The 22,613-nt window shown below is 52.0% G+C and carries 18 protein-coding genes; 11 read left to right on the top strand and 7 right to left on the bottom strand.

Annotated features, from left to right (window positions below):
• Nucleotides 1–30 precede the first annotated feature (30 nt).
• Both ACMZ66_RS06870 and ACMZ66_RS06865 read left to right on the top strand, forming a co-directional pair.
• Nucleotides 31–1,596, top strand: coding sequence for an AAA family ATPase (locus tag ACMZ66_RS06870; protein WP_416935736.1), 1,566 nt, complete (start codon nucleotides 31–33; stop codon nucleotides 1,594–1,596).
• Entirely contained in the window at nucleotides 1,581–2,609 is a 1,029-nt protein-coding gene (locus ACMZ66_RS06865) for a hypothetical protein (protein ID WP_416935734.1), read from the top strand. The genes ACMZ66_RS06870 and ACMZ66_RS06865 overlap by 16 nt, the downstream gene beginning before the upstream one ends.
• Nucleotides 2,610–2,735: 126 nt before the next feature.
• Here ACMZ66_RS06865 and katG read toward each other — a convergent pair whose 3' ends face one another.
• Nucleotides 2,736–4,919 (bottom strand): catalase/peroxidase HPI, encoded by a 2,184-nt coding sequence (katG, locus tag ACMZ66_RS06860; RefSeq protein WP_416935732.1) that lies wholly within the window; start codon nucleotides 4,917–4,919, stop codon nucleotides 2,736–2,738.
• Between the two features lie 488 nt (nucleotides 4,920–5,407).
• On the opposite strand from katG, the gene ACMZ66_RS06855 reads away from it, so the two are divergent.
• Both ACMZ66_RS06855 and ACMZ66_RS06850 read left to right on the top strand, forming a co-directional pair.
• On the top strand, nucleotides 5,408–6,373 hold the full coding sequence (locus ACMZ66_RS06855; protein WP_416935730.1) for a 2-dehydro-3-deoxygalactonokinase: 966 nt from the start codon (nucleotides 5,408–5,410) through the stop codon (nucleotides 6,371–6,373).
• Nucleotides 6,374–6,698: 325 nt separating this feature from the next.
• Nucleotides 6,699–7,358 (top strand): 2-dehydro-3-deoxy-6-phosphogalactonate aldolase, encoded by a 660-nt coding sequence (locus ACMZ66_RS06850; RefSeq protein WP_416935728.1) that lies wholly within the window; start codon nucleotides 6,699–6,701, stop codon nucleotides 7,356–7,358.
• 28 nt (nucleotides 7,359–7,386) lie between these two features.
• Here ACMZ66_RS06850 and ACMZ66_RS06845 read toward each other — a convergent pair whose 3' ends face one another.
• Nucleotides 7,387–9,000 carry an inverse autotransporter beta domain-containing protein gene (locus tag ACMZ66_RS06845; protein ID WP_416935726.1) on the bottom strand — a complete coding sequence of 538 codons (1,614 nt, stop codon included), beginning with the start codon at nucleotides 8,998–9,000 and terminating at the stop codon, nucleotides 7,387–7,389.
• A 105-nt stretch (nucleotides 9,001–9,105) separates the two neighbouring features.
• Between ACMZ66_RS06845 and ACMZ66_RS06840 the strand changes: the two genes are divergently transcribed.
• From ACMZ66_RS06840 to ACMZ66_RS06825, 4 genes are all read left to right on the top strand, one after another.
• On the top strand, nucleotides 9,106–9,330 hold the full coding sequence (locus tag ACMZ66_RS06840) for a hypothetical protein (protein WP_156518954.1): 225 nt from the start codon (nucleotides 9,106–9,108) through the stop codon (nucleotides 9,328–9,330).
• A gap of 41 nt (nucleotides 9,331–9,371) precedes the next feature.
• Nucleotides 9,372–10,151, top strand: a complete 780-nt coding sequence (locus ACMZ66_RS06835) for an SDR family oxidoreductase (RefSeq protein ID WP_416935724.1) — start codon at nucleotides 9,372–9,374, stop codon at nucleotides 10,149–10,151.
• 151 nt (nucleotides 10,152–10,302) lie between these two features.
• Nucleotides 10,303–10,575 (top strand): GIY-YIG nuclease family protein, encoded by a 273-nt coding sequence (locus ACMZ66_RS06830; RefSeq protein ID WP_416935722.1) that lies wholly within the window; start codon nucleotides 10,303–10,305, stop codon nucleotides 10,573–10,575.
• Nucleotides 10,576–10,697: 122 nt separating this feature from the next.
• Nucleotides 10,698–11,045, top strand: a complete 348-nt coding sequence (locus ACMZ66_RS06825) for a hypothetical protein (protein ID WP_416935721.1) — start codon at nucleotides 10,698–10,700, stop codon at nucleotides 11,043–11,045.
• A gap of 81 nt (nucleotides 11,046–11,126) precedes the next feature.
• Here the strand turns inward: ACMZ66_RS06825 and ACMZ66_RS06820 are convergent, their stop codons facing one another.
• The 5 genes from ACMZ66_RS06820 to ACMZ66_RS06800 form a co-directional block, all read right to left on the bottom strand.
• Entirely contained in the window at nucleotides 11,127–12,230 is a 1,104-nt protein-coding gene (locus ACMZ66_RS06820; RefSeq protein ID WP_416935719.1) for an ABC transporter substrate-binding protein, read from the bottom strand.
• 141 nt (nucleotides 12,231–12,371) lie between these two features.
• Nucleotides 12,372–13,007: a CDP-alcohol phosphatidyltransferase family protein gene (locus tag ACMZ66_RS06815; protein WP_416935717.1), complete on the bottom strand. Its 636-nt coding sequence runs from the start codon at nucleotides 13,005–13,007 to the stop codon at nucleotides 12,372–12,374.
• A gap of 183 nt (nucleotides 13,008–13,190) precedes the next feature.
• Nucleotides 13,191–13,901 carry a GNAT family N-acetyltransferase gene (locus tag ACMZ66_RS06810; protein ID WP_416935715.1) on the bottom strand — a complete coding sequence of 237 codons (711 nt, stop codon included), beginning with the start codon at nucleotides 13,899–13,901 and terminating at the stop codon, nucleotides 13,191–13,193.
• A gap of 102 nt (nucleotides 13,902–14,003) precedes the next feature.
• The gene (locus tag ACMZ66_RS06805; RefSeq protein WP_416935714.1) at nucleotides 14,004–14,690 is read right to left on the bottom strand and encodes a hypothetical protein; all 687 of its coding nucleotides are present in this window, start codon (nucleotides 14,688–14,690) and stop codon (nucleotides 14,004–14,006) included.
• 92 nt (nucleotides 14,691–14,782) lie between these two features.
• Nucleotides 14,783–16,447: a Na/Pi cotransporter family protein gene (locus ACMZ66_RS06800; RefSeq protein WP_416935712.1), complete on the bottom strand. Its 1,665-nt coding sequence runs from the start codon at nucleotides 16,445–16,447 to the stop codon at nucleotides 14,783–14,785.
• A 439-nt stretch (nucleotides 16,448–16,886) separates the two neighbouring features.
• Here ACMZ66_RS06800 and ACMZ66_RS06795 point away from each other — a divergent pair, with 439 nt between their 5' ends.
• The 3 genes from ACMZ66_RS06795 to ACMZ66_RS06785 all read left to right on the top strand — a co-directional run bounded on the left by ACMZ66_RS06795 (nucleotide 16,887) and on the right by ACMZ66_RS06785 (nucleotide 22,612).
• Nucleotides 16,887–17,858: an AraC family transcriptional regulator gene (locus tag ACMZ66_RS06795; protein WP_416935710.1), complete on the top strand. Its 972-nt coding sequence runs from the start codon at nucleotides 16,887–16,889 to the stop codon at nucleotides 17,856–17,858.
• Nucleotides 17,859–18,528: 670 nt separating this feature from the next.
• Nucleotides 18,529–20,511, top strand: coding sequence for a tectonin domain-containing protein (locus tag ACMZ66_RS06790; RefSeq protein WP_416935708.1), 1,983 nt, complete (start codon nucleotides 18,529–18,531; stop codon nucleotides 20,509–20,511).
• A gap of 148 nt (nucleotides 20,512–20,659) precedes the next feature.
• Nucleotides 20,660–22,612 (top strand): hypothetical protein, encoded by a 1,953-nt coding sequence (locus tag ACMZ66_RS06785; protein WP_416935706.1) that lies wholly within the window; start codon nucleotides 20,660–20,662, stop codon nucleotides 22,610–22,612.
• Nucleotide 22,613 lies beyond the last annotated feature (1 nt).

Raw genomic sequence — 22,613 nt, 5'->3', positions numbered from 1 at the left:
CCATAAAGATGTAATTGGGGAGCTATCTAAATGACAAATATTACCAAACTCAAGCTACATAATTTTAAGCGTTTTCAGGAATTTGAGGTCGATTTTGATAAAACTATCAACTTGCTCATTGGGGACAATGAATCCGGAAAGAGTTCTTTGCTTGAGGCAATAGATATAGTCATCAGTGGTAGTGTAAGCAAAGTTCAGACAATCGGCCTTGAAAGCCTGTTCAATGCCAAAGTTATAGATGAATTTTTAGCTGGAGAAAAAAAGTACGGCGATCTACCTGAGTTATACATCGAACTGTTTCTGGATGAGCAGAATAACCCAGAGTTAAATGGCAGAAAGCACTCCTTGGATCCGAAGGATTTCGATGGTTTGAAGCTTAAGTGTGTGCCCAGAGATGATCTTTCTGAAGACATTCTAGAAATATTGGCGCAGGAGCAACCAAGTTTCCCTTTTGAGTTTTATTCAATTAACTTCAACACGTTCTCGGGGAAGTCGTATACAGGATACAATAAGTATATTAGGCACCTATTGCTTGATAATACTCAGATAAATAATGAATACGCAACTAGAGAGTATATCAAAACTGTCTATCATTCGACTGCTGAGGAAAAAGACGTTAGCAAGCACCAGAATGAATATAGAAATCATAAAAGTAGATTTAAAGATAATGTTCTTAATGATGTTAATGCCAAAATAGAAGGGTATGAATTTGGTATTCGGACAGGTGTAAAGGCAAATTTAGAAACGGATTTAACAATTCTGGAAGAGAATATCCCACTGGAGAAAAGGGGGAAGGGGCGTCAGTGCTTTATAAAGACCGAATTTGCGCTGACGAGGAAGCAGGATAAGTATCCAATAAATACTCTTTTGCTTGAGGAGCCAGAAAATCACCTGAGCCACACAAGTATGGCGAATTTGATAGGGAGTATATTAAAGTCTAGCGATAAGCAGATTTTTATTTCGACGCACAGCAATATGATTTGCTCCCGACTTGGGTTGCGTCAAGCTATTTTCCTGAATAGTAGCAGCGATTCCGCTGTTCTTCTTTCCGCGCTTTCGAGCGGCACAGGAAAGTTCTTTATGAAAGCTCCAGACAATAATGTGCTCGAACTGATCTTGTCCAAAAAGGTGCTGCTTGTTGAGGGTGACGCAGAGTTTATTCTGATGGAGCAGCTCTACAAAAAGACATCAGGGGAAGAGCTTTATGACTCTGATGTACATGTCATTTCAGTTGGAGGGACAAGTTTCAAGCGATATTTAGAACTCGCTAACCTGTTAAATATCAAGGTAGCAGTCGTTACCGATAACGATGGCGATGTTGACTACTGTAGAAAACGATACGTTGATTATGAAAACGCTGATGCCAAGGTTTTCTTCGATCAAGACCCGGTCAGAAGTACATTTGAAATCGCGATGTATACAGATAATAAAGCCATCTGTGAGGAGTTGTTTGCGGAGGGACGGATTAAGATTAGCGTTCAAGACTATATGCTGAGCAACAAGGCTGACGTAGCTTTTGAATTGTTAGATAAGAAAGCTAACGAAATTGTTGTTCCAGAATATATCCGAGAGGCTATCGAATGGCTAAGACATTAGTTCTCGCTGTTGCAGGAGCTGGGAAAACTAAGTTGTTGATCGATAAGCTGAACGACAAGGACCGTTTCTTAGTGCTGACATACACGAATAACAATCAGAATAGTTTGCGGGCTCGCATAATCGAGCGCTTTGGATGTGTTCCGCCTAATATTACCGTGTCAGGTTATTTTGAATTTCTATATGGGTTTTGTTTACGACCGTTGTTGGGCGAAGATATTGAATGCAAGGGAGTTAACTGGAATTTCCCCCCAGTTTCTAACCGAAGGTTTGGGAGAGATAAAATAGAACACTATTTTGATGATAATGGCTTTGTGTATCACAATCGCATGGCTCTGCTCGCGAACGATAATAAAGATGTGAAGGCGCGGATAGAGAAGTATTATGATGTTTTACTGATAGATGAAGCCCAAGATTTTGGTGGTCATGACCTGAACTTTATATGTTCATTTCCACAGATGAACGTTGAAGTTCTGCTGGTTGGGGATTTCTATCAACATACTTTTGATACTAGTAGGGATGGGGCGACCAACGGAACTATATATAATGACTACCTTAAGTATACTTCAAAGTTAGAAAAGTCTGGTTATACGCTTGATAAGGACACACTGGTTAAGAGCCATCGTTGCAGTTCAGAAACGTGTGCGTACATAAGAGATAATTTGCAAATCCGCATAGAGTCACACCGTGATGATGTGACAAATATTATTACTGTTAAAACCCAAGAAAAAGCAGATGAGTTGTTTCACGATGTAAACGTGGTGAAATTATTCTATCAAAACAGTGCGAAGTACCCATGTTACTCAGACAATTGGGGTAACAGTAAAGGTCAAGATCATTACAATGATGTTTGCGTAGTGTTAAATCCCGCAACGTTCAAGCTATTTGAAGCTGAGGAACTACATGAGCTGAACCCTAAAACAAAAGGGAAGCTTTACGTGGCTTGCACTCGGGCCCGAGGCGATATATTTTTTGTGCCTGAAAAATACTACACAAAGTACAAATCGAGCACTTAGGTTCTGAGCCTAAAGTATGGTTTTGGGTTGAATGCTCCCCAAAAAACACCCCCGGCCATCCGACCGGGGGTGTTCTCGTTTCAGAGCTCGAAAGCTCCAACTCACATCATGTTAAAGGCGTAAGCCTTACGCGAGATCGAAGCGATCTGCGTTCATGACTTTGGTCCAAGCCGCGACGAAGTCTTTAACAAACTTCTCCTGGTTGTCGTCCTGAGCATAAAGCTCGGCAGAGGCGCGCAGGATGGAGTTGGAGCCGAACACCAGATCAACGCGGGTGGCGGTGAATTTGGTGTCGCCGGACGTGCGATCAACGATGTTGTAAAGGTTCTGACCCGCCGGTTTCCAGCTATAGGACATATCCGTCAGATTGACGAAGAAGTCATTCGACAGAACACCTTCGCGGTCGGTAAACACACCGTGCTTGCTGCCACCATGGTTGGTGCCAAGAACGCGCATGCCACCAATCAGGGCGGTCATTTCATGGGCGGTCAAGCCCATGAGCTGTGCACGATCAAGCAGCATTTCTTCAGGCGTGACAACATAGTCTTTCTTCGACCAGTTGCGGAAACCATCCGCCAGCGGCTCAAGCACGTCAAACGATGCAGCATCGGTCATCTCGTCTGTCGCATCACCACGACCCGGTGCGAACGGAACGGTGATGTTAACACCGGCGTCCTTGGCGGCCTTTTCAACGGCTGCCGTACCACCAAGTACGATCAGGTCCGCGATCGAGACTTTCTTGGCAAGGCCAGCCTGGATGCCTTCAAGGGTTTTAAGAACCTTGGCAAGGCGGTCGGGCTCGTTGCCTTCCCAATCCTTCTGCGGGGCCAGACGGATGCGTGCGCCATTGGCACCACCACGTTTGTCCGAACCACGGAAGGTGCGCGCACTATCCCAAGCGGTATTGATCAGCTCGGCACTGGTCAGGCCGGATGCCAGAAGCTTGGATTTCAGATCAGCGATTTCTGCATCCGAAAGGGTGTAGTCCACGGCCGGGATCGGGTCCTGCCAGATCAGGTCTTCTTTCGGAACATCCGGGCCGAGATAGCAGACCTTCGGGCCCATATCGCGGTGGGTCAGTTTGAACCATGCGCGGGCGAAGCAATCAGAGAAATAGTCAAAGTCATTATTGAATTTCTCGATGATCGCGCGATAGGTCGGGTCAACCTTCATCGCCATATCGGCATCGGTCATCATCGGCATGCAGCGGATTGACGGGTCTTCGACGTCAACCGGCATGTCTTCTTCCTTGATGCCAATCGGCTGCCACTGGGTTGCACCGGCCGGGCTTTTGGTCCGCTCCCACTCATAGTTCAGAAGCAGATGGCAATAGCCATTGTCCCACTTGGTCGGATGGGTGGTCCAGGCACCTTCGATGCCCGACGTCACACTGTCACGGCCAACACCACGGGTGGTGTGGTTGTTCCAGCCAAGGCCCTGTTCGGAGATATCAGCCCCTTCGGGGGCGTCGCCAAGAAGGCCGGCATCGCCGTTACCATGCGCCTTGCCAACGGTATGACCACCAACGGTCAGCGCAGCGGTTTCTTCGTCATCCATCGCCATACGGGCAAAGGTTTCACGCACCTGTGCGGCGGTTTTCATCGGATCGGAAACGCCGTTAACACCTTCCGGGTTCACATAGATCAGGCCCATCTGCACAGCGGCAAGCGGGTTTTCCATTGTTTCCGGTTTGGAAACATCGTCATAGCGATTGTCGCTTGGCGCGAGCCATTCTTTTTCCGAACCCCAGTAAACGTCTTTCTCCGGGTGCCAGATGTCTTCACGACCGCCACCGAAACCAAAGACCTTAAGACCCATGGATTCATAGGCCATGGTGCCGGCCAGGATGATCAGATCAGCCCAGGAAAGCTTGTTGCCGTATTTCTTTTTGATCGGCCACAGAAGGCGACGTGCCTTGTCAATATTGGCGTTATCAGGCCAGGAGTTCAGCGGGGCAAAACGGATATTGCCCGCACCGCCGCCACCACGGCCATCAGCCAGACGATACGAACCGGCAGAATGCCAAGCCATACGGATCATAAGCCCGCCATAGTGACCCCAGTCGGCCGGCCACCAATCCTGGCTGTCGGTCATGAGGTTTTTGATGTCGGTCTTGACCGCTTCAAGGTCGAGCTTTTTGAATTCTTCGGCATAGTTGAAGTCCTTGCCATACGGGCTGGACTTGGTGTCGTGCTGATGCAGAATGTCGAGATTAAGGGTTTTCGGCCACCACTCGGTGTTGCTGTTGCCGGTCTCGGTCATGCTGCCGTGCATTACCGGACATTTCCCTGCGGTATGTTTTCCGTCCATTTTTCTCTCTCTCCGTCGTGGCTTGAGATGTTCTTAAAACAGCTCCTTGACCCGTATCGTGCAGCCCGCAAGGCGATTTAAGGGGCGAAAATGACCGATCCCGATCTGTCATCTTCATCGCCTTTTGGTTGTTTATCCCTGAGCGGATTATTTAAACAAAACCAAGCTGATCACACCAGTAATTCTACGTGAAGCTTTCATGTTCAAGGTAATGTTCAACTCAGAGATCGCAACAAGACAGGGTCACATATTTCGATGCGACGGGTTTCCCCATCGCTTTACGCAGGCTAACAAGTGATGCGTCCATAGGGGAAATAGTTATTTCAAGTATCTTTGATAGTTTTTTTCGATGAAATGTTGCGGGCGCAGGGGCGGTGCCGTTGGGCTGTTTTCTCTGTCATTGACCAGGCCGATTCTAAATAGTATGAGGATATAAAAATCGGTGTGCCAAGCTGTGCATGCCACAACAAACATCAAAGGGCAGGATCTTGAGCGCAGCAGGAATTTCTCAGCATTCAATTACGCCAGGTGACGTGCTTTCATGGATTGCTGTTGACTGGGGCACATCCAATCTACGCGCCTGGGCGATGGGAAAGGCCGCAGAAATCCTTGCAACGGCTGAAAGCCCGCTTGGCATGAATGCGATTGCCGGTGATCCGAAGCTATCGTTCGAAGGTGTTTTGATCAGCCTGATTGATGAATGGCTGGGGGCGGGAAATACTCCGGTGCCGGTTGTGATTTGCGGTATGGCGGGGGCGAAGCAAGGCTGGCTTGAAGCACCCTATTGCGAAGTTCCGGCAAAGCCATCTGATCTGGCATCGGGGGCTGTGAAACCGAATGTGAGTGATCCTCGCATTACCGTTTCGATCCTGCCGGGCCTCTGCCAACGTAATGATGCCGATGTCATGCGTGGCGAGGAAACCCAGCTGGTTGGCTTCATCGCACGGCATCCCGATTTTTCCGGCTGGGTTTGTCTGCCCGGGACCCATTCAAAATGGGCCCATGTCAGCAATGGCACGATCACAGCCTTTCGCACCTATATGAGCGGCGAGGTGTTTGGTCTTCTATCGCAAAACTCGATCCTGCGTCATTCGGTGGGTGATGATTGGGATGATGCGGCCTTTGACGATGCCGTCCGTGCGGCAAAGGCGCAACCGACAGCGTTCCTTCATACCCTTTTTACCGTGCGGGCCGGGGCCTTGGTGGCAAAGGATGGCGCGAACGTACCACCGGGTGCTGCCGTTCTATCTGGCACTGTTATTGGTGCGGAGATTGCCGATGTGCTCAGCCGACTGACGCCGGGCGAAGACATCGCCCTGATCGGGGCGGGTAAGCTGGCATCGCTTTATCAGGCGGCACTTGCCGTTCATAACCACCAGGCTACGCCACAGGACGGGGCGGTGATCACGCTGGCCGGGCTTGGCCGGGCATATGATGTGGTGACAGGTAACTAGGGTCAGGACCTATTAATTTGATTTGAATGGCAGAGCTTATATTTGTGAAATCCAAGAAAAATCCCGCCGAGCGGGTTGGCATCCCGCGCAAGGGGTTTGACGCGGGAGTTCGCAAATATAAGCTCTGTCCGCTGGATCGCTCAGATTTGCGCGGGCTACTTTGTCGCAAAACCTTGAAAGATAAGTATCTTCCTGCGGCTTTGCTTCGCGTATCCGCACAAATCTGAGCGACCATTCGAACCAAATTAATAGGTCCTGACCCTAAGCATTCTGGCCGCCGAGCCCATTGATGGTTCCGGCAGGCTCAACAAACAGGAAGACAAAGATGGCATACCCGACCTCGGTCAATGATCAGATCACCGATAGCGTGTCCTCCACCAAGCATCGCAAACTGATTGCGATCCTGCGCGGTGTGCAGCCTCACGAGGCCGCCGATATGGCGCGCGCATTGGTCGGCGCGGGAATCACCATGATCGAAGTGCCACTGAATTCCCCTGAGCCGCTTAAAAGCATCGCCGCGATGAAAGAGGCGGTGGGGGATGCGGCCTTGATCGGTGCCGGGACTGTCCTGACGCCCGAAGATGCTGCGAACGTGAAGGCCGCAAGTGGCGAGTTCGTGGTGTCGCCCAATTGCGATATCGAGGTGATCGCCAAGACCAAGGAACTTGGCATGGGATCATGGCCTGGCGTGCTGACGCCAACCGAATGCTTTGCCGCGATCAAAGCAGGTGCGGACGGACTTAAAATCTTCCCGGCCAGCATCATCGGGGCGGATGGTATCAAGGCCATGCGTGCGGTTCTGCCAAAGGACATGCCAGTTTATGCCGTCGGTGGCGTCGGCCCGGATGATTTTAGCGTTTATGCCAAGGCGGGCTGTGATGGCTTTGGGTTGGGTTCGGGTATCTATAAACCCGGCATGACAGCCAGCGACGTCTCAAAGGCGGCGATTGCCTATGTTACGGCGCATGATGCGGTGTTTGGCTGAGGTCTTTGCTGTTAATTCGCCGTTTATTCTATGGGCAATTGATGGTGCTAAAGCCTACAGAACGTGTCGGTGTCGCCGCAGCAAAGAAACAGCTACCATCATTGGTCGTGTTCCCGGTTGATGCGACGTTGAAAATCGTTGCTCCGTTGCCGGTAATAACTCTTTTGGTGCCGGTGGTTGAAAGCGAAAACGTGTTGTTGGCAATGGTCGCATTGGTGGCGTTTCCAACAACAATTCCGTTCGTAGTGGCGGTATTGGATGATGCCGATAACGTGTTGTTACGAACGACCAGATTGGTTGAACCACTGGCTGCGATGGCAACGCTACTCGTTGTCCCATCAAAGGACGTAAGTGTGCTGTTTTCGATTGTGACACCGGTTGTGTTGTCAGCGCGAACGGCAAAAGTGCCAGTCCCATTATTCGAATTGCTGACAGTCATTCCGATCAGTTTGGTATTGTTTCTCATCAGCAGTGCATAGGCGTTATTTTGGTTCGTCGCCGCGATTTTTCCGCCAGAGACGGTCAGGACCGCTTCCCGACCGGAAGGGGATTTAACAGTGATATTGCCAGACCCGACAAGAGTTTGACCGGCAACCATATTTACCTGCTTATCTACATCAATTGCCCCGCCGATGATAACAGTGCTGGCACCTGCTGTCGTCAGGGCACTATTCAATGCATCTGTATCGGCCACCGATGAGGCGTTGATAACCGTCAAAGTTTGGCCATCGGCTGTTTCTGTGGCGGTTTCAACCGGGCCGAAGGCGCCAGCTTGGCTGACAATATCAATGTCACGGACCACCGGATCAGTCATGCGCCGTTCCATCGGTGTCAGGCGCTTGCGGCCTGCGCCAAAGAACTGCAGCGGAATGCGCAGACGTGCTGTAACAAATCCCTGTGAGCCACGCGGTTTGTCATGTTGCCATTCGCTGCCAAAGGAAAAGCGCGATCCGTTCCAAAGCCAGGGTACCTCGTCGAATGTCATTTCAGCCCGCAGTCGTGGGCCGGTTATGTCCTCGACTTTATCGGCAAAGAAATGATATCCACCGGCAAACAATCGGATTTGCCGGGGTTCTTCTGGTTCATAGACCGGCAGACGCCAGCCAATTTCGCCATCAAAGCCCGCCATGCTGCGTTCTTCGCCGCCGCGGAAGCTGATGGTTGTGCCCGACAGATTGGCCTCGTTCAAGGCGTTAACATTGCGAACACGGCTTCCCTGCGGGATATAGGCGTTGCTACGAAAATCCCAGTCGGTTGAAAGCGCTTCCGCACCAAGTGTTACCTGATTGAAGTAGTTGCCCCATTCGCTTTGTCGGCGATCAAAATAGGCAACACCACCCAGATTCCAGCCACTTTCATGCATGTGGCGGATGCCAAGGCCGAAATTGCCTTCAACACTGCTGCCATCATCCATGCGTGTACGTAAATTAGTAAAGAACAGCGTATCTTCATTCTGAAGAAGCGGAATGAAAAGATCGGTCTCACCGAGATTGCGGTCTGTGCCTGCTTTGCCTTCAAGATCAAGGTGCGCTCCCCATTTGGCAGAAGTTTGATCCTGTGCACTGCTGGGCGAGGTCAGACTGAGAAGCGTTGCAAAAACGGCAAGTGGCAGTGGTATCTGGGGGCGGAAGAGTGTCTTCACGGTAAAACCTGTCGGGCTACATATAAGCGTGTTGAGCGTCGGGCAGGCACGCCTTTGGATGTGCCCCGGTGCTTTGGTTGATTGATTGTTTGTGGGCGAAGGCTAGTGACGATCAAATGGGCAAGCCACGGAAATTCTTTATCAATTTCGCAAAAGTTATCATTTTCCGAACCGGCGGCGTCTGACCGGTGCTCAGATTATGTAAATGCACCGATGGTGATAAATGGCGGCGGCGCTTTTCTACTGGCGTTTGGGATTGTCGAATATTTTGGAACATTCGTTTTCCAAATCGTGGAAGGGCGTTTGACCCGGTTGGCCTGTGCGGGCTAAATTCCTGCCATTGTCTGAATTCCTGAAAATGGGAGGATCCATTGGATCTTGGAATTAAGGGCCGCAAGGCCATTGTGTGTGCATCGTCCAAGGGCCTGGGCCGTGGTTGTGCGATCAAACTTGCCGAAGCCGGTGTTGACCTTGTGCTTAATGCGCGTTCCGAAGGGCCGCTCAATGAAACGGCGGAATATATCCGTGATACCTTTGGCGTGAATGTCACGACGGTTGCGTGTGACATCACCACCGAAGAAGGCCGTAACAAGGTTCTGGCTGCTGTTGATGCGCCCGACATCCTTGTCAACAATGCCGGTGGTCCGCCCCCGGGGGTGTGGTCCGACTGGGGTCAGAAGGAATGGGAAGCCGCCGTTCAGTCGAACATGCTGACACCGATCCTGCTTGCGACCGCGGTTCTGCCGGGCATGATTTCGCGCCAGTGGGGCCGGATTGTGAATATCACATCGGGTTCGGTTAAATCGCCAATCCCGCATCTGGGCCTTTCAAACGGTGCGCGTGCCGGTCTGACCGGCTTTGTCGCCGGGACTTCGCGCCAGGTGGCCAAGGATGGTGTGATTATGAACAACCTTCTGCCGGGTCAGCACGACACAGATCGCATCAATGCCCTGATGACCAACAAGTCCAAGGCAGAGGGCATCAGCCTTGATGAAGCGCGCACCAAAACCCAGGCGGGGCTTCCGACCGGGCGTTTCGGTGATCCGCTTGATTTCGGTGCGACCTGTGCATTCATGTGCAGCGAGCATGCGAAATTCATGGTCGGGCAGAATGTCTTGCTCGATGGTGGCGCCTTCAACTCCACCCTTTAATTCGTCCCATGCTGGTCTGCAAACGGCTGGCTTCTGCGCTTCCGGTGCTCACGTACCTTAAGTACGTTGCGCGCCGGTTCTCAAAGTCAGCCGTTTTCGCCACAGCATGAAACGAATTCGGTCGTGTCATCAAAGACCGGGTAATTCGCAGATGGCGTCCTTCACTTTTGTTTATGTGCTGCGCGAGCTGGATTTTGTACCGGGGCAGGGCAAGGTTAAGCTGCCCCGGACCTATGTTGGCTGGTCAACCGATGTTGATGCCAGACTTGCGACCCACAATAGTGGCAAGGGTGCCAAAACCACGCGCGGGCGGCAGTGGGAACTGATTTATGTCGAACGGTTCCGCACATTCGGGCAGGCCATGAGCCGCGAATGGCACCTTAAGCGGGACCGCAAACTGCGCAAGATGCTGGCGGGCGGTTAGGAAAACCGTGCCAAGCCCTGCAAGGATTGCAATGAGGCATGGCAAATCAGAGCTTGCATGATCACGCCAAGTAACAGATATGTCCTTGCAAATACCGTATTTGAACCGAGGGGAGACCGGTTATGGCGTTCGTTCGCAAAAATCCGCTGAAACTCAATAAACTTCAGCTTCGTACACTCGTCCTGGCACAGGTTATCGCCAATGATCCGAATTCCGGTCAGGTGGATGATGAAACCGGTGAAGGCACGCTTCTGCGCGTCCCGCACGCCCATGGCGATCATGTCCATGTTGGCAAATTCACCGTTGCTGCGCGCGATGCCAGTGGTTTTGAAAACCCGGCTGTCTGGGTGGCGCTGACCCGCAAAGGTCTGGTCAAGGATGGCTATCCGGCAAGCATCGTTCTGACCAAGGAAGGCATGGCCTATGACACGGGTCTTGGCGATCACTTCCTGGAAGAAAGCGATCACTAAGGTCGTCTTGCACGATCCTGGAATTGCAAAAGCCCCGCCAAAGCGGGGCTTTTTTCATGCGCGGGTGATCGCTATGGCGCGTTACTGGACGCGGATAAATTTGCCGTCCTGAATGGCAACGAAATAGATGGCCCGGTTGCCATCGCCAAACTGATCAAACATCAATTCCTGATGCAGGCCCATCTGCGGTGGCAGGTTGGTCAGCGCATCGGCAAGGGTTTGATCCGGATGTTTGGTTTTCATCGCAGCAAACAAAACCGTTGCCGCGTCATAGGTCAGAACCGCGCTATAGCCCGGATGCTGATCAAACATCGCGGTATAGTCGGTGATAAAGTTCTGGAACCGCGGATTGGTGTCATAGCGATCATAAGCCTGCACCAATTCCATCCCCTCAACCGCCTCACCACCCATTTCAATCAGCGATTCCGATCCGGCCCATTCTGCTGCAGATAGCGGTACATCCGGGTCAAGTTTGCGGATTTCCTGTGCCAAGCTTGCGCTGTCCGCACTGTTGGCGATCAAAACGATGCCCTCGGGGCCGTCTTTCACAAGTTGTGCGGCGGCATCTGCATGGGTGATGCCATCGACATTGACCCAGACTTGCGAAATCACGCGACCGTCAAGCTCATCAAACTCCAACAGGAATTCCCTGTTCCAACTGCCGGTGAAAGCTTCGTTCTGGCCATCAAGGGCAACCGAAACCCGGCTATGCCCAAGATCAATACTGCGTCTGGCATAGGCACGCGCATTTTCACGCGTGGTGGTGTTCATGCGAAACAGGTAATCACGGAAACCGGCAAAGTCCGCAGCCGAAACCGTCGGCGATACAGTGACGATGCCAAGCTCGTTAATCACGGGCAGCATCGCCATGCCGATCGAACTAATGATCGGACCAACGATGGCATCTACGCCAATTTCCTTGAATTCGCGCACATGGTCTTGGGCAATATCGGGGGTTTTTTCATCATCACGCGGGATGATTTCAATCATCCGGCCATCGATGCCACCGTCATTGTTGATTTGCTGTGCGGCAAGTCTCAGTGCGTTCAGGGATGCTGTGCCTGTTTCTGATCCGGGGCCGGAAAGTCCGGCAATAAAGCCGATCCTGATCGGACCGGATTGATCACAGGCGACCAGAAGAAAGCAGCCGATCACAAAGGAACTCAGAATTCTGATGGATCGCATCATATCCCTAGGATGTTAATGCCGCACTGCTTGGGGCCGCAATGGGACGCGGTTGTTTTGGGTTGTGACGAGTGTCTGCAACGCTTTCGATATGGCAGTTGGGGACGCGCTATTCAAGAATTAGAAGATGCGTAAATAGTATTACCCAAAATCACGTCGTGCCTGTAACACTCGACCAAGGGTTGTCATCAGGCAAAGCCCGCCAAAGATCGCGGCAATTTGCGGGAACCACGCCGGAAACACACAGATCAGACACAGGACAAAGATGGTTTCGCTGCCCTCGGTAATGCCGGTCAGGTAATAGAAGCTTTTCTTGCCCTGTTGCTCATGGTTGCGGTTTTGCTTGGCGGCAATGATTGCATAGGCCAGAAAACTTGAACCCGTCCCGACAAAGCAGAAAATCAGAAAAGCCGCCATCAAGGCATGTTCCGGCCGACCGATGGCAAAGGCCAGAATGATGCCGGAATAAAACAAAAAGTCCGAAACAATGTCGTAATAGCCGCCCAGATCGCTTTCCTGGCTTTTCGCACCGGGATGGCGGGATCGGGGGATTGTATGGCGTGCAACAGCCCCATCCAACCCATCCATGATGCGCGATGCCAGGATCAGGACAAGGGCCGCGTAATCAAGCTTGAAGGCAAGCGATGCTGCTGCCAGCAACCCCAAAAAGAAGCCAAACCCGGTCACCATATTTGGTGTGATGCCACTGCCCGAAAGGGCGCGGGCAATCGCATTGAGCGGCTTATCAATCAAGGGGCGCAGGCTGGCATCAAGCATCGATCATGTCCGGTTAAGCTGTTGTTGTCGCACTATAAGCGTAACAGCACCGAATTGAAAATGACGTCTTGCTGATCAGATGTGAACGGGCCTTTGGGCGCGAAGTCGTGAAATATCCCCATGCCGCGCTGATGCGTGCGGGGCATGGGGCATAGAGGTCAGCTTTGAGCAGGCGCCGCGATGTTATTTGCGGAAATCCTGAAGACGACGGCGTTGCTTGCCATCTTCATTGAAATTATCCGGCGACATCCATGCTTCAAAGGCGGCATTGATCGCGGGCCATTCCTCGATCGTGATGGAAAACCATGCGGTGTCGCGATTGCGGCCCTTATAGACCATGTGATTGCGAAACGTGCCTTCATAGGTGAAGCCATAGCGTGTTGCCGCTGCACGGGACGGCGCGTTTTGATCGTCGCATTTCCATTCATAGCGGCGATAGCCCAGCTCATCAAAGGCACGCTTCATCAGAAGATACATGGCTTCCGTCCCGCCGATGGTCTGCGAAAGGGTTGGCGCATAGTTGATATTGCCGACCTCGATCGTGCCATGGGTCGGATCAATCCGCATCAGGGCGGCAACACCAACGGCCTTGTTGGTGGCTTTGTCGATGATGGTATGGAGGATCGCATCCTTGCTGTCGGCAACCGATTGAAGCCAGGCGCTATAGGATGCCAGATCATCAAAGGCCGGCGTGAACAGATAAGTAAAGCGTGACCCATCCATTGCCGTGCGGTTGGCGTCAAACAGTTGCTGTGCGTCGCGCGCGATATCAATCGGGCTTACGATCACATGGGTGCCAACCATATCGGTGCGCGGCGGGAAGTCACATCCGGTCCAGTTTTCGACCGGGTGGCCAACGGGTTTGCCGAATTCATCAATGTGGGGCGTGCTCATCATTCTTCCTGACTGGTTTTGGTCAGATTGCAGATTGCCGATGATTGGTCCCGTATAAAAGGTCCAGTTTTGTCAATCTGATAGGGCCAATTAAGGGCCGCATTATTGGGTCAGGCTTTCCTGATCGAGCATTTTGACAAAGCTCCGATTGCCTTCGGTGTCATGGCAAAGAAGCGGCACACCAAACTGTCGCACTGGCGGCAGATTGGCCGGGACAATACCGGCATGTGGACCATCGGCATCATTTTGCACATGGGATGGATCGGCCAAAAGCGCATCGATCCGGCCCGCACGCAAAAGATCAAATCCCTGTTGCAGGTTCTGGAGTGGCAACCAGTCGATCATGGTTTTCTCAATCGGCAAGGCAGGCGGCGGGAATTGCTTCATGCGTCCGACAAGGATTTCATCCTGCGCGCCAAGATCAAAGTCCGCGCGGGTAAACAGGCGCACTTCAAACATCAGGGCGCGCTTGGTCATTAATTGCGGATCATCATGGGGCCAGCCACCGGTCAGGATGCAATCAAGTTGATGCGCGCGATAAAGCTGATAGAGCCGGTCTGTCGGCAGGGTTTCGATTGCGCCGGATGCTGTTTTGGTACGTAAGCTCGAAACAAAGCTGCGGTTGGCTTGGCTGGTATATTTCGCCCATTGCCCATCCAAAACAACATGGGCGCCGATGCGAAACTCTTTTTCATCAGCCAAGGTCGCTATTGGCATCGCAGCAGACATAACTGCCACAACCGCCAACGCGTCCAACATGTACCGAACAGGCGGCAACACAAACCGCATCACATCCTCCATTCCGTGCCATATCATTGATGTTACGACTGAAATGCGGATTTACAAGATGACGCCCATGATATTGGTCGGGAGCGTATCGGTTAGCCGTGCTTGGGTAATTTCAAGCGACTGGTCAGAAGTTCGCCCTGATCTTTCAGTACTGGATAGGCCGCCGCCGCCACCAGATGGGCGTTGATGCGTTTAAGGTCGCGGACGATATCCAGATGCAGCGTGCTTGTTTCCGTGCTGTCCTGACGCCCGGCCTGCAGGCGTTCAAAATGTGCGCTGATCGTGCGTTCCTCAAGATCGCGGAAGGCTTCTTTTTCCTTGGCCAATTTGCGTGCCATGCGCGGGTCTTCATTCATGAAAACAGCCGATGCCGAACGCAGGTTATTCCCGAGGCGCTCAAGCATATCAAGCAATTCACGCTGCCCGTCCGGCGAAAAGGTCAGGCCGCGCTTGATCCGCTTATTCGTCAGGTTCACAAGATCACGTTCAATCACATCGCCCGCTTGCTCAAGATTAGTGGCAAAGGTCAGAATTTCACGCATACGACGATGATCACGTTCGTCAAATTTCCGCACATCAAGCGACGTCAGATATTCTTTGATCGCGGTATTGAGGTGATCAAGGATGTCATCCATCTGGCGCGTCTGGGCAGCACGTTTGCGATCACCGTTTTGCAGGGCATCTTCGACCCCTGCCAACATTTGTTGCAGGGTATCGGACATCCGAAGTGCTTCGCGCGCGGCAACGGCAATCGCCATCGGCGGGGATGAGCGCACATCTGCATCAAGATAGACCGGCTTGGCCGGATCGCTGCCGTCATTACGCGTTGGCAACCACCGGCACAGAAGCCTTGCATAAGGTGGCAGGATTGGCAGGAACAAAAACGCCATCGCCAGATTAAAGATCAGATGAAATGCCGCAACGGCCTGTGCGGGGTCGGGCACCAGTAGGGTGATATAGGCGGTGGCGGGTTCAAGTACGGCAAGCCCGATCACAGCACCAATCATCCGCCCCAAAAGATTGCCCAGCGGCAGGCGCTTGGACGCCGGATCGTTATTATTTCCGCCTTCAAGCCACGGATTGATCGCCGTTCCCAAATTGGCACCCAGCACCAGTGCAAGGCAGGCCTCAAGCGGAACAATGCCCGCCGTGGCAAAGGACATAATGATCAGAACCGTCGCGACACTTGAATGGGCAAGCCATGCCAAAACGGCCGCAAGCAAGACGTTGAGAACCGGCGCCACCGTGATCGCTCCCAAAACCGCACGCAGTTCCGGGGCATTGGCATAGGGCAGGATCGCGCCATGCACCAGATGAAGCGACAGCAACATCAGTCCAAGCCCGATCGCAACCCGGCCAAGATCGCGGGTGCGCGTGATGTGACCGCGCCTGAACATCAAAACGCCGATCAGAACGAAAATCGGTGCGATCTGGGTGATGTCAAAGGACAGGACCTGAACAATCAATGTGGTGCCGACATTCGCACCCAGCATTATGGCCAGGGCGGTGACCAGACTGATCAAACCCTCTGAGGTAAAGGATGTCGCCATCAGACCGGTGGCGGTGCTGCTTTGCAGGGCCGATGTCACGCCGATGCCCGCAAGGAACGCCTTAAACCGATTGCCAAGTGCGGCTGAAAGAAGCTTTCGAAGTTCGGGGCCATAGGCGCGCTGAATGCCGGTTTGCACCATATGAAGACCCCAAAGCAGAAGGGCAATCATGCCTGCAATTTCAAGCAGTTTCAGCGATATATCCATATTGGCGCCTTTTCTTGTGGGTCGGCTGACGCGGTGGTCAGCACAGTGAGGCCCTTTGATTTATAGATGTTGCCGCAGCTACATTTATTCAATGTCAGCTTGTAGGTATGGCATCCATGCAATTCACTTGAACTTTTAAAATGTTCATATGAACATAAAACATTTGCGTAAAAAGGCAAGAAAAGCAGAGCTGGCAGAACCAAAAGTGATCCTATCGAATGTTTCTAGGCGGTGCTGCTTTGAGATGCAACTTGATGAAAGCGCGTCATGGTTTGAAGGCTAGGTGTCTGAGAAGACAATATTTTTTCAACCGATAAGTGTTGCCTGCGCGGTGAACCTCCTTTAATTTCGAATGAACAAAGAAACATGATTTTTGCTTTTACAGTGTTATGCAGAAACTGCGCGTTTCGCAGCGCGTAAGGAGACAAAGCTTAGCGTCATGGCACTACTTTCCAAATTTACAGTACTGCAGTCGCGCGACTTGTCTGAGCTGCAAGAGATGGTATCGAGCTTTTCATCGCCTGTTCGACTGACACTTAATCGAAAAGGCGAGGAAGTAGATGCCAATATGGCCATTGCGCAGATTGGCGATGTGCCGTTGATGTATGGGACGTTTGGCGAAGCACGTGTAGATTGGCATTCGGACGGCGAATGCACTGATACCATGTTGATGTTTGCCCCAATTGAAGGGGGCGGCGAAATTACGCATCGTGGTCAAAGCTGGCGACTATCAAAGGAAACCGGGATGATGCGGGACCTCGGTATTGAGGCAACTGCCTATCAGGAGAAGTTCCACTCACTTGTAATGCCCATATCCAAGCTGAGCCTTCGCGAACATGCCAGAAATCTGGGCGGTGAGCAGTTTGGCCTTTATCCGATTGAGTTTAACCCGACGGCTGACTTCACGACGACGGGCGGGAAAATGATCAAACAGTATTTGCTGTATCTGGCAAACGCGCTTGATCATGGCTTGATTGATGTCGGTAACGTCTTGTTAACATCACAGATGCGCGACTTGCTGCTGACGCAGATACTCACCCAGATGGATAGCAGTGTAAGAGATGCCTTGACCGGGAGAGAGACGGCGTTGGTTGTGCCGCGACATGTAAAACGTGCGCAGGAGTATATTCATGCGCATACCGGGGAGGCGCTTGATATGCAAACGTTGTCTGAGGCGGCAGGTTGCAGTTATCGGACGTTGCAGCGCGGATTCTTTGATGCTTTTGGCCTGACCCCAAACCAATACATCCGGAAAATAAGATTACAGTTTGTGCGCAATGACCTGATCGGAGCAGATATTGGGACCCCTATTGCATCCATTGCCCGCAAATGGGGATTTGGTCACATGGGTAGATTTTCACAGGAATACGCGCGCGAGTTTGGCGAGCTTCCGACGGATACAGTTCGCTAGATTCTCGTCTGAACTATCCATTTCAAGACATCTATGTCCATATTAGGACAAAAAAGAAAAGGTATATAGATCATCGACTTGTCTGATCCGGAAGCATTGCCTAAGCACGTGAAGGCAGTTGCTTCTTAGGTTTTCAGATTGATTTTCGATGATCCGGTCCGAAGCGCTGTTAATCAAAAATAACAGTGGTAAGGAACGAGCAGTGATTTCATTGGCCTTGCGGGCGTTACGATACACAGGTCTTTTTGGGGCCGGTATCTTCGCGTTGCTATTCTTTTCGCACATCAATACAGCTCAGGCGCAGAATTATCAGACGCAAAGTGGCGCGATCACCAGTAACGCGACATGTGGTGCAGCAGATCTTTTTACCGGAAAACTTCTGGAACCTTGCGGGTTTGAAAAGGCAACAAAGATCGGCAAGGCCAGAGCAGAGTGCCCTCCTGGATCCTTCTTCGATGTTGGGCTTTGGGCCTGCTTCACTTGTCCGTCAGGCTATAATCGAACGGCCAATGCAGTTGATACCAATGTTGCTTGCTCTAGGGAAGTAAGCCCACCGCAGTTTCTTTCTGCAACGCGTGTCGGATCGCACAACATCTGCCCTTCTGGCAGTGTTACCGATCCGCGCAATGGCGGCGAATGCTGGAAATGCCCGTCAGGATACAGCCGTACCATGTCATCAGTTGATGCTTGGGATGCGTGTGGCAAAGTTTTCGCAACCGCGCGTTCTGCCGAATTTTTGGGGTCCGTTTGCCCAAATGGCACCTTCGCAGACCCGAATGGCAGTTGCTATAGTTGCCCGGAAAACTCGATCCGTACCTGGGAAGCCGTTACCCATCCGAAAGCATGTGTTCGTAACGAACTTCTGACGGCTGCAAACCGTGAAGCCCCGCTGACCTGCGAGCCGGGCGAGCATTTTGATTTCATTGATGGGGGTACTTGCTGGACCTGCCCGGCGGGTTCGGTGCGCACGGCGGGGCATGTCAAAGCAAACGATGCTTGCGAATTCGTCACCATGCGTTGGGAAAGTACACCGCGAACCACCAATGGTTTGTTCGCAATCCCCGGCGGCATGGAAATCGCAGCAGATGTTCTGAGCACGCCGAACGCAGTGGAAAGCGTGATCCGTCGCTATATGACAGCGCAGAACATCACCGATGAGTCATATTTCGCCCAGTCAATGGAAGTAATCCAAACCGCACCGGAAGAGTCGCCAGCCCTTCTTGTCGCGGTATATGAACGGATCATAAACATTATTACCAAGGGGCCAAAAACCAACTACGAACGCGATTTCCTTGGCTATTTTGCGATTTACATTCAGCAAACCCGCCAACTGACCGCAACGGAAATGAGCCGTTCCTGGGAAAGCTGGCAACGGGGCGTGGTGCTGCGCGCAGGTTCGAGCAACATGCGCACAAACATGGCACGTCTTTATGATGTTGGATACAAACCGCCATCGATCGAAACGCTAGTCAGTTCGTCTGTGCATTTGGCACCGAGTGCTGTGATCACTCTTGGCTATGCATCTTTGATTGGTGTGGAGTCAGTTTCTTCCGGCTTCAAGAGCGCAGCTGCAGGTCTTGCCAAACAGATATTGCCTTATACCTTCCAGCGAGCAGCAGGGTATGTTGGGATAATGTCCAAAAGCTTCGCGCTTCCCTTCATTGCCGTGACGGTTGCTTCGATTGTTACAAGTATTGCTGCTGAAAACGCGGGTGAAATGATCAAGCAGGAAGCTCTTGTTCATGATGCACAGGAAATTGCCAAACGCCCGATCAATCTGGCTTTGATGTTGCAGCGTCCCAACACCCGCGATGAACTTGTGACCAACTGGGCCCTGATGACCCAGGATCAAGTCAAGCCGAACCAGGTGCGTTGGGCATCCTTGATGAAGGATATTGCCAAGGCATCCCCGACTGTGATGGGGACCAAATGGGTCGACTACAACCAGACGGCGCGCGATATCGCAATTTCGTCGGATGGTTCGGTTTTCATTCTTTCTGACATGTTGCTTAAACGTCATCAGAGCACCGATGGCAGCATGATTACATTCCGTGATGTCGCAGAAGCAGATGAAGCTTCTCGGGTCATGATGTTCAATCACCAGACCGAAAAGTTCGAGGATATCTCAGGTCTGGCGGCAAAACGCATTGCCGTTGCCGGCAATATTCTTTGGGGCATCAATGATGAGGGGCAGACCTTCTACGCCTATGGCAATAGTCCGCCCTATCGCGTCAATGTTATCCAGAGCACAAACGCAGTCGACATCGCTGCGGCCGATGGCAACATCTGGATGCTGGATGACAAAGGGACGATCTATCGCCTGATTAACAACCGCTGGATGCGTGAGTCCGGACAGGCGACCAGCCTTGATGTCGCAAGCGACAATCAGGTCTGGGCAGTCAATGCCAACAAGGAAATCTGGATGCTTGATGACGGCAGGTGGCAGCGCATGAGCGGTGCCGCAACGGACGTTGCCGTCTTCCAGTCCGGTTTAAGCTACGTCGTTGGCACAGATGGGAAAATCTATGCCTATCAGGCCGATACCAAAAACTGGGCGGCGAAGGGGAATAACGGCGATGCTGCCCGGGTTGCTGCGGGTGGAAATCAGCTTTGGCGTATCACGAAAGCGGGTAAAGCGTCTCATTGGCGCTAAACGCTGATCTGAAAAAGGGGGCACGTCTTGGCGTTGCCCCCTTTCTTCCTTGTTTCCTTTCTTTTCCCACGCGGAAGACATCTGTTTTGAAATGATGGGACACATCGCTTTGCTTTGGCGGTGATCGATCCCCAAAGGCTTTACGAACATGATTTCAATTAAAAACCTTCTTCTCTCTGGTGCGGCATTGCCAATCATGATGATGCTTTCTGGCTGCCAAACGCTTGGAGATACGGGATTTTCTACCTCGAACTCGGTGTCGGATGTGCAAGGAGAAACATTTAAAGTCTCTGAGATGCGCAACGCCAGTGTCATCCATGAACTGGTCAACGCCACCATCGAGAAATTGAAATCAAATGAGTTTGATGAAGCGTCACGGCTTGTGAATGTGGCGCTGAAGATGGATATCACCAATTCGGATTTGCAGTTCCTGAATGGCTTTGTCTATCACCTGATGGGTAAGTCCGGCGATGCATCGAAATTCGAGCTGGCAGAGCAGGGCTATCAACAAGCTCTTCAGTTTGATCCGGGTAATCTGGTTGCCCAGTACCAGCTGGGCCATCTTTATATGGATCAGCGCCGCTATGGACTGGCGCAGCTTGAATTTGCCGCCGTTGCCCAGCATTACGGCGATGATGCCCATGTGCTTTATAATCTGGCGGCTGCGTCCTATTACGCGCATGATCCGGAAACCGCCGAAGGGGCGTTGAAACGCCTGATCGAAGTTGCGCCGGAAAAAGCGACGGACCCAAACGTGGTCAAGGCGATGACGGTCAGTCTGGCGGCGATGAATGATGCTGCTGCGCGTGACTATCTTGATAGTTATCGGGATTTTGTCGAAGATCCCTACAAGGTCAGAATGCTTGAGCGGCGTGTGTCTGGCTGGGACAGTTTTTATGATACTGATGCTCAGGTTCTGCTGGCACAGTTTCAGAGCACAGATCCTTATGCCATAACGTCCCAGTCCTCGCAGTCCTCCCAGTCCGGCCAATCGCCCTATGGAAGTTCCGGCTCGGCCTATGGCGGGTCGGCCTATGGCGGATCAGCCTATGGAGGGGCGACATCGCAATTGCCGACGGTTGATGTTGGATCGACCGGCGGATCGTTTAGTGACACATCCATGGTGGTGGTCGATGTTGTTCTGATCGGGACACAGGAAGACGTACGTAATTCGCGCGGCGTTAATTTGCTGAATGGATTGCAGTTGCAATTTGGTGATCCGCTTTCGGGGACGCCTGGCTTTTCGTTCGGATCAAACCGGGTGAAAGATTACCACAATGACGGGTATGAGCAGAGCACCCAGACCATCACGCGCATGATTTCCATTCCGGCTGTGACTTATTCGTTGAACATCGCAAACTCTGCCGATGCCGACAATCAGGTTCTGGCAAAACCAAGTCTTGTCGCGCAAACCGGTCAGACATCCGAATTCTTCTCGGGCACGGAAATTCTGGCTGCGGCGGTTTCGGGTGGCAATGGTGATAGTGTTTCTGTGCAAAAGGAAGTCGGCGTCAAGCTGGCGATCACGCCCGAAATTCTGCCTGACGATATGCTGCGTTTGCATGTCGTGGCAGAGCGTACCTTTTTGACCGACCCGTCAAACTCGGTTGTCTTTGAATTCCGTCTTGATACGACCAAAACCAACGTTAATTCGACCGTCACCATGCGGTTTGACGAAACGCTTATTCTGGGGGGCTTGAGCGAGCGTGAGACGTCGAAGTCGGTCGATGGTGTTCCGGTGTTGATGGATATTCCCGGGCTCAACATGCTGTTTTCTCAACGGACCGAGCGTGAGTTCGAGAGATCCGTTCTGATCTTGCTGACACCGCGTCGCCCGCAATTTACCCGCCAATCCGAAGAAAGCCGCGAAGTTGTACTCGAACAGCTTTCGCCGCTTGAGCAGGATCTTGAACGTCTTCATCGCCGTCATAAGGACTGGTTTACCCCGCGTCCGGCGTTTAACGAGATCCTCGATAAAATCCAGGGTCAGGAGTTCTTCGAGGAATTCCGTTCTGGTGACGTCGACCTTGTGTCCTGGCACGAAGACGAAACCGTTCAGGACAACATCGCCATGGTTCAGTCCCGCATCTTGATGCAGTGAA

Origin of the sequence: Thalassospira sp., from assembly GCF_048059015.1 — a bacterium.
GTDB lineage: Bacteria > Pseudomonadota > Alphaproteobacteria > Rhodospirillales > Thalassospiraceae > Thalassospira.
Note: the sequence above shows the minus strand (reverse complement) of the source record. Positions and strands in the feature narration are given on the sequence as shown.

What these genes read in the sequence shown, in the direction of transcription:
- ACMZ66_RS06870 (WP_416935736.1), top strand. Translation starts at nt 31, where the DNA reads ATGACAAATATTACCAAACTCAAGCTACATAATTTTAAGCGTTTTCAG.
- ACMZ66_RS06865 (WP_416935734.1), top strand. Translation starts at nt 1,581, where the DNA reads ATGGCTAAGACATTAGTTCTCGCTGTTGCAGGAGCTGGGAAAACTAAG.
- katG (WP_416935732.1), bottom strand. Translation starts at nt 4,919, where the DNA reads ATGGACGGAAAACATACCGCAGGGAAATGTCCGGTAATGCACGGCAGC.
- ACMZ66_RS06850 (WP_416935728.1), top strand. Translation starts at nt 6,699, where the DNA reads ATGGCATACCCGACCTCGGTCAATGATCAGATCACCGATAGCGTGTCC.
- ACMZ66_RS06830 (WP_416935722.1), top strand. Translation starts at nt 10,303, where the DNA reads ATGGCGTCCTTCACTTTTGTTTATGTGCTGCGCGAGCTGGATTTTGTA.
- ACMZ66_RS06825 (WP_416935721.1), top strand. Translation starts at nt 10,698, where the DNA reads ATGGCGTTCGTTCGCAAAAATCCGCTGAAACTCAATAAACTTCAGCTT.
- ACMZ66_RS06820 (WP_416935719.1), bottom strand. Translation starts at nt 12,230, where the DNA reads ATGCGATCCATCAGAATTCTGAGTTCCTTTGTGATCGGCTGCTTTCTT.
- ACMZ66_RS06815 (WP_416935717.1), bottom strand. Translation starts at nt 13,007, where the DNA reads ATGCTTGATGCCAGCCTGCGCCCCTTGATTGATAAGCCGCTCAATGCG.
- ACMZ66_RS06810 (WP_416935715.1), bottom strand. Translation starts at nt 13,901, where the DNA reads ATGAGCACGCCCCACATTGATGAATTCGGCAAACCCGTTGGCCACCCG.
- ACMZ66_RS06805 (WP_416935714.1), bottom strand. Translation starts at nt 14,690, where the DNA reads ATGCGGTTTGTGTTGCCGCCTGTTCGGTACATGTTGGACGCGTTGGCG.
- ACMZ66_RS06800 (WP_416935712.1), bottom strand. Translation starts at nt 16,447, where the DNA reads ATGGATATATCGCTGAAACTGCTTGAAATTGCAGGCATGATTGCCCTT.
- ACMZ66_RS06795 (WP_416935710.1), top strand. Translation starts at nt 16,887, where the DNA reads ATGGCACTACTTTCCAAATTTACAGTACTGCAGTCGCGCGACTTGTCT.
- ACMZ66_RS06790 (WP_416935708.1), top strand. Translation starts at nt 18,529, where the DNA reads ATGTCATCAGTTGATGCTTGGGATGCGTGTGGCAAAGTTTTCGCAACC.
- ACMZ66_RS06785 (WP_416935706.1), top strand. Translation starts at nt 20,660, where the DNA reads ATGATTTCAATTAAAAACCTTCTTCTCTCTGGTGCGGCATTGCCAATC.